This window comes from Arthrobacter sp. efr-133-R2A-120 (assembly GCF_030209835.1).
Classification (GTDB): domain Bacteria; phylum Actinomycetota; class Actinomycetes; order Actinomycetales; family Micrococcaceae; genus Arthrobacter.
Genome location: NZ_JARVRF010000024.1, coordinates 1 through 12,772, shown reverse-complemented (window position 1 = coordinate 12,772; position 12,772 = coordinate 1). Strand labels below are relative to the sequence as shown.

At 65.0% G+C, this 12,772-nt stretch carries 11 protein-coding genes; 9 read left to right on the top strand and 2 right to left on the bottom strand.

The window, feature by feature from the left end; genetic code table 11:
* Positions 1-130 precede the first annotated feature (130 nt).
* Together aceA and aceB are read left to right on the top strand one after the other, a co-directional pair.
* Positions 131-1,450, top strand: a complete 1,320-nt coding sequence (gene aceA / locus QRN52_RS12725) for an isocitrate lyase (protein WP_284753092.1) — start codon at positions 131-133, stop codon at positions 1,448-1,450.
* A gap of 421 nt (positions 1,451-1,871) precedes the next feature.
* The gene (aceB, locus tag QRN52_RS12720; RefSeq protein ID WP_284753091.1) at positions 1,872-3,524 is read left to right on the top strand and encodes a malate synthase A; all 1,653 of its coding nucleotides are present in this window, start codon (positions 1,872-1,874) and stop codon (positions 3,522-3,524) included.
* A 198-nt stretch (positions 3,525-3,722) separates the two neighbouring features.
* Here aceB and QRN52_RS12715 read toward each other — a convergent pair whose 3' ends face one another.
* Positions 3,723-4,919 carry an MFS transporter gene (locus QRN52_RS12715; protein WP_284753090.1) on the bottom strand — a complete coding sequence of 399 codons (1,197 nt, stop codon included), beginning with the start codon at positions 4,917-4,919 and terminating at the stop codon, positions 3,723-3,725.
* Positions 4,920-5,002: 83 nt separating this feature from the next.
* Positions 5,003-6,223, bottom strand: a complete 1,221-nt coding sequence (locus QRN52_RS12710; protein WP_284753089.1) for an ROK family transcriptional regulator — start codon at positions 6,221-6,223, stop codon at positions 5,003-5,005.
* 177 nt (positions 6,224-6,400) lie between these two features.
* Here QRN52_RS12710 and QRN52_RS12705 point away from each other — a divergent pair, with 177 nt between their 5' ends.
* The 7 genes from QRN52_RS12705 to QRN52_RS12675 all read left to right on the top strand — a co-directional run.
* Positions 6,401-7,513 (top strand): Gfo/Idh/MocA family protein, encoded by a 1,113-nt coding sequence (locus QRN52_RS12705; RefSeq protein WP_284753088.1) that lies wholly within the window; start codon positions 6,401-6,403, stop codon positions 7,511-7,513.
* Positions 7,510-8,310 (top strand): hypothetical protein, encoded by an 801-nt coding sequence (locus QRN52_RS12700; RefSeq protein ID WP_284753087.1) that lies wholly within the window; start codon positions 7,510-7,512, stop codon positions 8,308-8,310. The genes QRN52_RS12705 and QRN52_RS12700 overlap by 4 nt, the downstream gene beginning before the upstream one ends.
* A 134-nt stretch (positions 8,311-8,444) precedes the next feature.
* On the top strand, positions 8,445-9,755 hold the full coding sequence (locus QRN52_RS12695; RefSeq protein ID WP_284753086.1) for an ABC transporter substrate-binding protein: 1,311 nt from the start codon (positions 8,445-8,447) through the stop codon (positions 9,753-9,755).
* Between the two features lie 11 nt (positions 9,756-9,766).
* Positions 9,767-10,747 (top strand): carbohydrate ABC transporter permease, encoded by a 981-nt coding sequence (locus tag QRN52_RS12690; protein WP_284753085.1) that lies wholly within the window; start codon positions 9,767-9,769, stop codon positions 10,745-10,747.
* Complete coding sequence (locus QRN52_RS12685; RefSeq protein WP_284753084.1) at positions 10,747-11,640, top strand: carbohydrate ABC transporter permease; 894 nt, start codon at positions 10,747-10,749, stop codon at positions 11,638-11,640. Before QRN52_RS12690 ends, QRN52_RS12685 begins: the two co-directional genes overlap by 1 nt.
* A gap of 40 nt (positions 11,641-11,680) precedes the next feature.
* Positions 11,681-12,430, top strand: coding sequence for a sugar phosphate isomerase/epimerase family protein (locus QRN52_RS12680; RefSeq protein ID WP_284753083.1), 750 nt, complete (start codon positions 11,681-11,683; stop codon positions 12,428-12,430).
* On the top strand, positions 12,427-12,772 hold a 346-nt coding region (locus QRN52_RS12675; protein WP_284753082.1), incomplete at its 3' end, for a Gfo/Idh/MocA family protein. The genes QRN52_RS12680 and QRN52_RS12675, both read left to right, overlap by 4 nt.

The window sequence follows — 12,772 nt, the reverse complement described above, 5'->3', positions numbered from 1 at the left end:
GTCCCTTGGAAGTGCTGAAAAGTAAGAACTACGGAAACCCCGGTCGGCCTGGACTGCAATGGCGCAGCGAAGGTCGGCCGGGGCGACATACACAGCAACACGCCACAGTAGCGTCAAAGGAGACAGAACAATGACCGCAGCATTTGAACCAGGGCAGCCCACCTCCGCTCAGCAGCAGGCCGCCGCACTGGAGCTCGAATGGGCTGCCAACCCGCGTTGGGAAGGCGTCACCCGCGATTACTCGGCCACCGACGTCGTCCGCCTCCGCGGCCGCGTCTCCGAGGAACACACCCTGGCCAGGCGCGGCTCCGAGAAGCTGTGGAAGCAACTCACGGAAGAGGTAAAGACCGGCGGTTACACCAACGCCCTCGGCGCGCTGACCGGCAACCAGGCCGTGCAGCAGGTCAAGGCCGGGCTGCGGGCCATCTACCTTTCCGGCTGGCAGGTAGCCGCCGACGCCAACAACTCCGGCCACACCTACCCGGACCAGTCGCTCTACCCGGCGAACTCGGTCCCCACCGTGGTCCGCCGCATCAACAACGCCCTGCTCCGCGCCGACCAGATCGAATTCTCCGAAGGCATCCAGACCGTCGAGGACTGGCTGGTCCCGATCGTCGCCGACGCCGAAGCCGGTTTCGGCGGCCCGCTGAACGCCTACGAACTCATGAAATCCATGATCCAGGCCGGCGCCGCGGGCGTGCACTGGGAAGACCAGCTGGCGTCCGAGAAGAAGTGCGGCCACCTCGGCGGCAAGGTGCTCATCCCCACCCAGCAGCACGTCCGGACCCTGAACGCCGCCCGTCTCGCGGCCGACGTCGCGGGCACCCCTTCGGTGATCATCGCCCGTACCGATGCCGAGGCAGCAACCCTGATCACGTCCGACGTCGACGAGCGCGACCAGGAATTCATCACCGGTGAACGCACGGCTGAGGGCTTCTACAAGGTCCGCAACGGCATCGAACCCTGCATCGCCCGCGCCAAGGCCTACGCCCCCTATTCGGACCTCATCTGGATGGAAACGGGCACCCCGGACCTCGAGCTGGCCCGCAAGTTCGCCGAGTCCGTCAAGTCCGAGTTCCCGGACCAGATGCTCTCCTACAACTGCTCCCCGTCGTTCAACTGGCGCAAGCACCTGGACGACGCCACGATCGCGAAGTTCCAGCGTGAACTCGGCGCGATGGGCTTCACGTTCCAGTTCATCACCCTGGCCGGCTTCCACGCCCTGAACTACTCGATGTTCGACCTCGCCCACGGCTACGCCCGTGAAGGCATGAGCGCCTACGTCGAACTCCAGGAAAAGGAATTCGCCTCCGAGTCCCGCGGCTACACCGCAACCAAGCACCAGCGCGAAGTCGGCACCGGCTACTTCGACGACATCGCAACTGCGCTCAACCCGAACGCATCCACCCTGGCCCTGGTGGGATCCACCGAAGAAGGCCAGTTCCACTAATCCCCAGCCGCTCCCTCCGCTCGCAAGCTCGCGAGGGAACCCGGCGGCAGTGGGCCCATCCCGACGGCAGCACTCGCCTACGGCCTACGGACCGGCAATGCTCTGCCTGCTATCCCCATGCCCATCCCATGACCTCGTAGAACTCGGTCGGGGATGGGCACAGGGCCCCTTTACGCAGGCTGCCGCAATACCGGCCCTCCGGCCTTGAGCGTAAGGCGCCTTCCGGCAACCGGGCAAGGTGATCCGGAAGCGTGCGTAAAAGGGGCCCTGTCCCCGCCCCGGCCGAGCTTTGCGAGGCCTCTTCGGGCGGGGATGGGGAATAGCACGCGGAGGATTGCCTTGGTCGGCACGCAACCCGGCCCCGAACCCAGCCAAACCAACAGCCCGCCGTCGAACATTGCTTCTCTGAGGAGAGATTGAAATGAACAGCTTCACCGACAATTACACGATCAACGGCATCACGCTGACCGCCCAGCCCATTCACCGGCAGAACGAGGTCCTTACTCCGGATGCCATTGAGTTCGTGGCAACCCTGCACCGGGCTACGGCGGAGCGTCGCCAGGAGCTGATGCAGGCTCGGCACGCCCGCCGCGGCCAGATCGCGAGCGGCCAGGACCCGCGGTTCCTCCCGGAGACGGCGGAAATCCGGAATGATCCGAACTGGCGGGTCGCTCCCCCGGCGCCGGGCCTGGAGGACCGACGTGTGGAGATCACCGGGCCGGTTGACCGGAAGATGACCATCAACGCGTTGAACTCGGGTGCCAAGGTGTGGCTGGCCGACATGGAAGATTCCTCCACCCCTACCTGGCGGAACGTCATCCAGGGCCAGTTGAACCTCACCGATGCCCTGGAACGCCGGATCGACTTCACCTCACCGGAAGGCAAGGAATACAAGCTCCGTGCCGCCGAGGAGCTGCCCACCATCGTGGTCCGGCCCCGCGGCTGGCACCTGCCGGAGAAGCACATGCTCATCGACGGGAAGCCCGTTGCCGGTGGCGTGGTCGACTTCGGCCTGTTCTTCTTCCACAACGCCCGCCGCCTGCTGGCCCAGGGCAAGGGCCCGTACTTCTACCTGCCCAAGATCGAGAACCACCTCGAGGCCCGCCTCTGGAACGACATCTTCATCCAGGCCCAGGACCTGCTCGGCATCCCGCAGGGCACCATCCGCGCCACGGTGCTGATCGAGACCATCACCGCGGCGTTCGAAATGGAGGAAATCCTGTACGAGCTGCGCGATCACGCCTCGGGCCTAAACGCCGGCCGCTGGGACTACATCTTCTCCGTCATCAAGAACTTCCGCACCCGCGGCCCCCGCTTCGTGCTGCCGGACCGCGCCCAGGTCTCCATGATCCAGCCGTTCATGCGCTCCTACACCGAGCAGCTGGTCCGGGCCTGCCACCGCCGCGGCGCCATGGCGATCGGCGGCATGGCCGCAGCCGTTCCCAACCGCAAGGACGAGGCCGCCAACACGGCAGCGTTCGAAAAGGTCCGCGCGGACAAAACCCGCGAAGCCGGCGACGGTTTCGACGGTTCCTGGGTCGCGCACCCGGACCTGGTCCCGGTGTGCCGGGAAGTGTTCGACGGCGTACTCGGGGACCGTCCGAACCAGCTGGACCGCTCACGCGAGGACGTCACCCCTGACGACCGTGCCCTGATCGACGTCGCCTCCACCACGGGCACCATCACCGAAACCGGCATCCGGAACAACATCGAAGTAGGCATCCGCTACATCGAGTCCTGGCTGCGCGGCAACGGTGCCGTGGCCATCCACAACCTCATGGAAGACGCGGCAACGGCGGAGATCTCCCGTTCACAGCTGTGGCAATGGATCTACTCCCACGCCATCACCGACACCGGCGAAGTCATCACCCGCGAGTGGATCAACGACCTCCTGGACGAAGAGTTCGCACGCCTCGAACGCTTCGACGACGACCGCTTCAACGACGCCCGCAGCATCTTCGAAGAAGTCACCCTGGCCGAGGAGTTCCCCACCTTCCTGACCATCCCGGCCTACGCCCGCTACCTCACCGAAGCCCGCGAGGAAGCGACCAAGGAAGAACTCGTCTCCGCCTGAATCCGTAGATAAAAGCTCCCGCCGCTGGGCTGTCTGCACTCTTCGCAACAAGTGACCCCGATGGTCGGGGAGGCAGCCCAGCGACGGAACCCCTTCATCAACACGCGCGAACTGGCGGCAGATGACCCCAAAACGCTTGGGAACGGTCATCTGCTGCCAGTTCGCGCGGGGTTAAGGGACGACGACGTTCGCGCGGGGCTAGCGTTGCCGGGCCACCCAGCGCACCGAGAGGGTGGTACAGACGCAGAACGCGGCGACCGAGCCAAGGATTACCAGGAGCGGCACGGTCCAGCTGCCGGAGACGCTGTGCACGTAGCCGATGACGGTTGGAGCCAAGGCCGCGAAGCAGTAACCGACCCCTTGCACGACGGCGGACATCTTCCCTGCCGAGGCTTGGTCGCGGGCGAACTTGATGATGGCGATGAAGATGACCGTGATGCCGCCACCCTGCGCGACTCCGCCGAGGGATGACCACAGCCACCACCAGCCCGGGGCCAGCAACAAGCCCAACGGCACTGTGAGCCACAAGGCACCCAAGGTGGCCGCTACCGCCGTCGTACTGGCGAAACGGGCGAGCAGCGGGACGCCGAGGCCACCGACAATCGCGAGAATCTGGAAGAGCGACGATCCCGCGCCGGCTTGTGCGGTGCCCATGCCCAGTTCGTCGGCCAGGAAGCTCGGAAGCCACGCGGTCACGCCGTAGTACGAGAATGCCTGGCCGGCGAAACCGAGCGTCAGTCCAACGGTCAGCCAGCCAACGCCGGAGGCCTTGCCGGCCCGCGAACCATCGGCGGCCGGCACCGCAGCCGGAATGAACGCGCTGTGGGCACCGACGGCTGGGATCCAGAACAGGATGGCCGCCAGCGCCAGGAGGGCACTCGCCGCGAGGGCAAGGCGCCAGCCCACGAGTTCCGCGAGCGGGGCCGTGGCGACCGAGGTCAGGAAGGACCCGATGTTCAGCGCCGCCGTGTACACACCCATCGCGGTTGCCTGGCGTCGCGGGGCGAAGTCGCGGCGGATGATGAGTGGCACGGCGATGTTGCCGATAGTGATGGCGAGGCCGATAAGGGCAGTACCCACCATGACCGGAATGCCGCCGCCGCTGGAGCGGATCACGACGCCGGCCAGCACACCCGCAAGCGTGAGCATCACCGCGAATTCGGCGCCGAACCTGCGTCCGGCCATTGAGGCGAGCGGGGCGGCGAGCGAGAAGCAGAGCACTGGAATGCCCGTCAGCAGCCCGAGTTCCACGGGCGAGAATCCAAGATCCCGTTTCAGGGAATCCACCACCGGCGCAACCGCGACGAAGGGTCCTCGCATGTTGAGGGCGATGAGGCCGATGCACGCGAGGATCAGCCAGCCTCGAGGGACCTTGGCGAGCAATTGGCCGGTCATGGGGCGCACTGAAGGGCGGGGAAAGTAGGCATCACCTTCATTGCTATCACGGCGTGCCGCAGCGGAACGGCATAAGTCGCCCGTCAGCCGGTTGCTTGGAGCGTGGCCTCAATCACTGCCGGAGACAAAACGTGCTGGGTGACCATCTGGCTCGCACCGAGGATCGCGGCCTGGTCTCCCGCCATCGAGATGCCGATTCGCAAGTGCGAGGTGGCCAATGGAAGGGAGCGCCGGTAGACGACTTCGCGGATGCCGGCCACGAGGTGCTCGCCCGCCTCCCCCACGCTGCCGCCGATCACGATCATGGAGGGGTTAAGCAGATTGACCACCGTCGCCAGGACATCGCCGACGTCGCGTCCGGCCTGCCGGAGTGCCTGGATTGCTTGGAGGTTTCCCTCGGCCACGAGCCGCAGCACGTCGCCGCCGTTGCTGGCCGCGAGCCCTTGGGCGTGCAGTTGGCGGGCGACGGCGGGTCCCGAGGCGAGTGCCTCAAGGCAACCGTAGTTCCCGCAGCGGCAGAGGACGTCGTCGCCGCGGGGAACCCGGACGTGGCCGAGGTCCCCGGCGGTGCCGTTTGCGCCGCGCTGCAGCTCGCCGCTGCTGATGATGCCCGCGCCGATGCCCGTGGCGATTTTGATGAAGAGCAAATTGTCGTGGTCCGGCCAATACGCTGTGCGTTCGCCCAAGGCCATGATGTTGACGTCGTTGTCCACCAGGACGGGAACCGGCAGCGAACGCTGCATGTATCGAACCACGTCGAATCCGTCCCAGCCGGGCATGATCGGCGGCTTGATCGGCCTGCCGGTGTCGTGTTCCACCGGGCCGGGCAGCCCGATGCCGATCCCGGCAAGGTCGTCAAGGCTGCGGCCGGCTTCGGTGAGGAGCTCCCGTCCTTCCGCCACAACCCTGCCAAGCACGATCTCGGGACCGTCGGCGACTTCCTGCGCGAGGCGGTGCTCGGCCAAGACTGTTCCGCCGAGATCGGTGACCGCGACGATCACGTGCGTCGCTCCGACGTCGACCGCCAAGACAACGCGGGCGGCGGGGTTGAAGGCGAAGCGCGACGGCGGCCTGCCGCCGCTGGAACTCGCCTCACCGGCGGGGCCCACGAGTCCGGAGTTCATGAGGGCGTCGATGCGCGAGGCGACGGTGGAACGGGCCAGTCCGGTGGTGATGGCGAGTTCGGCGCGGGTTCGTGCCTGGCCGTCGCGAAGAAGCTGAAACAGATCTCCTGCACGCGAAAGGCTCCCGGCGTCCTGTACGGAGCCGTCCTTGCCCGGGGCTTTTTCGGGTGCTGAAGTCATGCATCAGTGATAGCACGATTGCTTATGGCTGTCACGCAGCAAAAAGATTGTCGAATGATTTTCAACTTTTGCTTGCTCATCGACAAAAGTCGTCGTAGGTTGTTTGTGAGAAGGGTCACGCAGCCCACCAGGCCGTGCTGAAACTCAGAGACTCCGTTTACGAAGAGGTAACTGATCTTGTCCAGCCACTCACAGGCAACATCGTTAGGATCACCACAGCCCCTCGGCGTCGGCATTCTTGGCGCCGGCCCGGTCACCCAAGCAATCCACCTTCCTTCCCTGGCCCGGCTCCGGAACATCCTGGAAGTCCGCCACATCATGGACGTCGACGCAGTGGTCGCCGAATCGGTCGCAGCACGCGTCGGCGCCAACCACAGCACCAGCATGGACGCGCTCCTGGGCGATCCCGACGTCGACATCGTCGCGATCTGCAGCCCCCACCAGTTCCACGCGGACCAAGTCATCGCCGCGTGCCGCGCGGGAAAGAAGGCCGTCCTCTGCGAAAAGCCCTTCGCCATGAGCGGTGAGGAGGCGGCCCGGATTTCGGCGGTCAGCGAGGAAACGGGCGTGCCGATCATCGTGGGCGCCATGCACACCTTCGATCCAGGCTGGCTCGCAGCGGAAGGCAATTGGGGCGATCTCCCTGAGAACGTCCACACCATCCGTTCTTCCATCGTTCTCCCGCCCAATGCCCGTTTCGAAGACTTCGCCACCGAAATCATCACCCGGCCCGCAGGCGGCACCCCTGACTACAGCGACATCGAGGTCATCAAGAACGCCCTCCGCGGCGGCATCATGGGACTCGCCATCCACGACCTTCCCCTCGTCCGCCGCTTCACGCCGGATTTCGAAGACCTCGAGGTGCTGCAGGCACGCCACGTGCGCCCCTTCGGTTACGTGATCTCCCTTCGTTCCGGAAAACAGGGGGCAGGTGACCGGATCATCGAACTCAGGGCAGCCATGAACAAAACCTGGAAGCCGGAATGGGTCTTCGAAGCGATCTCGGACGACGCAGCCCTTCGCATGGACTTCACTCCTTCCTATGTACAGGCGGGTTCCGCCGTCGCAACCATCACCCGCGGCAGCACAAGCACCACTTACGGACCGTTCGAGCACAACGGCTACGAGGGCGAATGGCGCGAACTCGCCCAACTGGCCCTCGGAACCAAGCAACCGCCGTCAGCCGAAAGCCTCATCAATGACCTCACCTTCGCGATAGCCATTGCCGACGCCACTGTGGATGTCGCCGCGGCGGAGCACGCAAACAGCCATGCAGGAGCCCACTCATGAGCACCCATTACACGGTCACTGCCACCCCGCAGGCGGAAGAGAGCGGCTCCGTGGCACTCGCGGTTGCTTCGCTTCCGGCGAGCTACGGTCCGGTAGCGGCCGGGGAGGCCGCACGGATCTCCGCCCTCGACGGCGCCGCGGGCTGGACCGCCGAGGCAATCAAGGCGATCGACGGCGGAGCGTCGGGCATCGTCGTCGTCAACCCGGTCCCGGAAAACACGGCCGCCCTGCTCAACGCCGCCGAAGCACGCGGCGTCGCGGTGGTCCTAGACCAGCGCTGGGCATCCAACCCAGGTCTCGCTGGAGCCGAAGACGCCGTCCGCACGGTAGCCGGCCGCGCCGCCATGCTAGACACGGTCGCGACGGCCGCGGCAGGCGCGGATCCGGAACGGCTGCTCACCGAGCACCTCGCCGCCGTCGTGCGCGTCACCGGGCAACTGGACGCGCTTCGCGTCCTGCACCGCGGAACGCACGGCTACACGGTTTCCGCCCGCCTCGCCAACGGAGCTCCGGTTTCGCTCCAAGGCGTGCTGAGCAACTCCCGGCCCGCCGGCGTCGACTTCCGCCTCTATACCGACGACGGCGCTGTCAGCATTGCGGTCCCGGAACCGCTTGCCGCCTGGCCGGCAGAAGTCCGCGCTACCGGGCCCCAAGGGGAAATCCTCCTGCCAACGGTTTACGAATCCGCCCACCGCACCACCTGGCGCCGGCTCAAGGAACACCTCGACGCCGGTACCCTCCCCTCCGATCTGGTTGGCTTTGCGCGGCTGACGGAATCCATCGCGCACCTCTCCTGAACCTGCACCTCTCCTTCAACACGCAACCAGCACAATCGAGCAAAACAGAGCATCAAAGCATCATTAGCCTTCTCGACGACGAGCCGGACCGCATCAAACGCGAAGACCACGCAGCGGTCCCGAAAGGAATCATCATGAATGTTCAGTCCGAAGCCAGCCGCAATTTCTCCCGCAGGGGTTTCCTCGGCCTCACGGCGGCAGCAGCGGCTGTCCCCCTGCTCGCAGCTTGCGGTGGCGGCTCCAGCTCGAGCTCCGCTGGCGGCGCGATCAAGTTCTGGGACATGCCGTGGGCCACCCCGGCCTATAACGACGCCGCGAAGAAGATCACCGAGGGCTTCTCGGGGGCCAACAGCAAGGCCAGCTACCAGATCATCCAGTGGAACAACTTCTACCAGACGTTCTCCTCGGCCATTGCGTCCAAGACCGGTCCGGCGGTGTCCACCGGTGGTGGCTTCCAGGCGTTCCAGTTCGAGCAGCAGGGCCAGATCGCCTACGCGGACAAAGTCATCGATGCGCTCAAGAAGAACGGCCAGTTCGACGACTTCCTGCCCGGCGTGTTGGAGCCGTTCAAGTCGGACAAGGGCTACGTTGCTGTCCCGTGGCAGCTGGACATGCGCCCCCTGTGGTACCGCAAGTCCCTATTCGACCAGGCCGGTGTAGCGGTTCCGACCGACTGGCCCAGCCTGCTCGAGGCCGGCAAGAAGCTCAAGGGCATCGGTGCCGTCGGGTTCGCGACAGGCTCCGGAGCCGGCAACAACATCGGCAACCACTTGATGATCATGATGATGATCAACAACGGCGGTGGCGTCTTCACCAAGGACGGCCAGCTGGACGTCATGAACGACCGCAACGTGGAAGCCACCGAGTTCCTGCTCGAACTGGTCTCCAACGGCATCATCGACCCTGCGGCCGTCAGCTACACCTCGGACAACCTCGACGCGCAGTGGAAGAACAAGAAGGCCGCTTTCGGAATGTACGTGCTCGGCGTCCCGCAGCGCGTAGGCGACACCTCCGGGGATCTCCTGGTGGCCAGCCCGATGGCCGGTCCGCACGGCGACAAGGCCACACTGGTGTTCCCGAACAACATCATGATGTACAAGAACACCCCTTCCCAGGATGCTTCCGAGGCATTCCTGACCTACTACATGGGACAGCTCAAATCCCTGTGGCAGCAGAAGCTCATGAACGCGCTCCCGGTCTTCAAGTCCATCACCGAACTTCCCGAGTTTGCCAGCGATCCCAACAACGTCAAGATCGTCAAGGAATACCAGCCCATCGCGAAGACCTTCGCCGCGCAGGGAACGTCCCTCAACGCCAACCTCGCTGTCCTTGACGGCGGCCAGGCACTCAACCAGTTCACCCAGACCATCCTCACAGGCAAGACCGACGCCAAGTCGGCACTCACGGCCTTCCAGACCGGTCTCCAGTCAGTCCTCAAGAAGTAAAGCGGCCTGCCATGTCATCAACCACCGCACAATCGGGCCTGGCCCGGGCCCGCCGGGGCCTCGCCCCCGGCGGCCCGGGTGGCGGGTCACAACACCGCAGCGGCGGCCTGAACCGCAAGAGCAAACTGTCGGGCCAGACCAAACGGACCTTTTTCTGGCTCCTGCTGCCGTCCATCGTCCTGCTCGTCCTGATCAACGGCTACCCGCTGATCTACGCCGGCGTCCAGGCAACGCACGACGGCTCCCTGATCGACACCGGGAACTTTGTCGGCGTCGACAACTTCGCCACCGTACTGTCTTCGCCCGCCTTCTGGAAAGCCGCACAGTTCACGCTGTGGTTCACGATCGTCGGTGTCTTCGGATCCTGGCTGGTGGGCCTTGGCCTGGCCCTGCTCCTGCGCACCAAGATCCCGGCGGGCGGCACCTTCAAGGTCCTGCTCCTCCTGCCCTGGGTGGTGCCGATCGTGGTGTCCTCCACCGCCTGGAATTGGCTCGTCGCCACCCCGGAAAGCCTCATCCCCTCCATCTTCCGCAACCTCGGACTGGGCACGCCGCTGTTCCTCGCCGACCCGCACCTCGCCGCCGTCATGGTCATGGTTTTCAAGGTCTGGGTCAGCTTCCCCTTCATGATGATGATGATCTCCGCCGCCCTGGCCTCCGTGGACACCACCGTCTACGAAGCGGCCAGTATGGACGGCGCCAGCAAGTGGCAGCAGTTCACCCAGATCACCTTGCCGATGATCGCCCGCTCCACCTACATCAGCTGGATCCTGATGACGATCTTCTGCGTCAACGACTTCCCCACCATCTACCTGCTCACCGGCGGCGGCCCGGTCGATGCCACCACCTCCCTCGTGGTCCTGGCCTACCGCAGCGTCTTCCAGGACTTCCAGACCGGTCCCGGCGTCGCCATCGCCTTCCTCATGACCCTCACCCTCGTCGTCGTGTCGGTCTTCCTGTACCGCCAGATCCGAAAGTCGAGCGTCGAATAATGAGCGCAGTACTCCACGCCCACCCCGAATCCGGACCCGCGCTCGGCGTCGCGGGACCCGAGAAAACCCGCCGCGCCCTCTCCGAAGCCGGACTGCGCGGACGCTGGTGGCGGTTCGTCCTGATCCTTGCCATCACCGCGATCGTCCTCGTCCCGATCATGGTCACGGTGGTCCTGGCCCTCACACCGGGCCCGAACAGCACCGCCACCGGCCTGACCCTGGAAAACATCACGGGCGTCTTCTCCAAGACCCTCGCCGGCACTTGGCTGACTAACAGCCTCGTCACTACGCTTTCCACGGTGATCGTCTCTGTCGCCGTCGCCGCACCCGCCGGCTACGTCCTCTCGCGCGGCCGCTCCAAAGCCGTCTCCGGCTACTCCCTGCTGCTGTTCGTCATGCAGTCCCTGCCGATCATCACCTCCGTGGTCCCGCTGTTCATCCTCTTCGCAGGCATGGGACTCGTGGACAACCTGCTCGGCCTGATCATCATCTACGTCGGGTCCACCATGACCGTGGCCACCTGGATGATGGCGGCCTACTTCGATTCCATCCCGGTCAGCCTCGAGGAAGCCTCCTGGATCGACGGCTGCTCCGTGTTCGGATCGTTCACGAAGGTGGTGCTGCGCAATTCCCTGCCCGGCATCCTGTCCACGGCGATCTTCGCCTTCCTCCTGGCCTGGAACGACTACCTCGTAGCGATCGTGTTCCTGCGCTCCAACGAAATCTTTACCCTGCCCGTGGGCGTGCAGTCCTTCTTCCAGCAAAACCTCACCGATTGGTCCGGCGTCATGGCACTCGCCGTCGTCATGATGCTCCCGCCCATCATCGTTTTCGCCACGCTGAACAAGTACTTCAGCGTCGGCGGCATCGGCGGATCCCTCGCCGGCCGATAATCGAACCTTTTTCACGCAACTGACAACGCAAAGGAAAACCATGTCTTACTCCATCCAGCTGTATACCCTGCGCAATGCCATGCAAGAAGACCTGCCGGGCACCATCAAGAAGGTTGCCGAGATCGGTTTCACGCAGGTTGAACCCTACAATTTCGTGGCCACCGCGAAGGAGCTCGGCGCTGCGCTGAAGGAGAACGGGCTGAGCGCCCCGACAGGGCACGCGCCGCTGTTGAGCCAGGACCAGGATGAGATCTTCGCCGCTGCGAAGGAACTGGGCATCTCCACGGTCATCGATCCGTACCTGCCTGCCGAGCACTGGCAGAACGCCGAGGACATCCAGGCAACCGCCGCCAAGCTCAACGAGGCAGCCAAGAAGGGCGCCGAATACGGCATCCGCGTCGGCTACCACAACCACGCCTGGGAACTCGAGTCCACCATCGAGGGCCAGACTGCGCTGGAGTACTTCGAAGGCCTCCTTGACCCGGAACTGGTCCTGGAAGTCGACACCTACTGGGCAGCTGTTGGAGGCCAGGATCCCGTGGAACTGCTCGCCCGCCTCGGTGACCGCGTGAAGTTCATCCACATCAAGGACGGCCCCGGCACCACCGACACCAAGGCCCAGCAGCCTGCCGGCCAGGGCACCATCCCGGTGCTCGACGTCGTTGCTGCCGCCAAGTCCCTGGAAGTGGGCGTCGTGGAGTTCGACGACTACGCCGGAGACATCTTTGAAGGCATCGCCCAGAGCCTCGCCTTCCTTCAGGACAACGCAGCACAGGACGTGAACGCATGAGCGCCGCAACGCACCAGTCCACCCCGTCCACCCGCCGGGGACCCGTAGGGGTCGCGGTCATCGGCGCGGGCAACATCAGCAAGGCGTACCTGGACAACCTGACGGTGTTCCCGGACCTGAAGGTCCACGTCATCGCGGATTTGTTCGGGGACGCGGCGGAGGCCCGGGCGAAGGAATACGGCATCGCCGAGTTCGGTTCGCCGGAGCTGGCGCTGAACCATCCCGACGTCGAGATCATCGTGAACCTGACCATCCCGGCAGCCCACGTCGAGGTGGCCACGGCTGCGGTGAACGCGGGCAAGCACGTCTGGACCGAGAAGCCGTTCTCCCTGGACCGCGAGT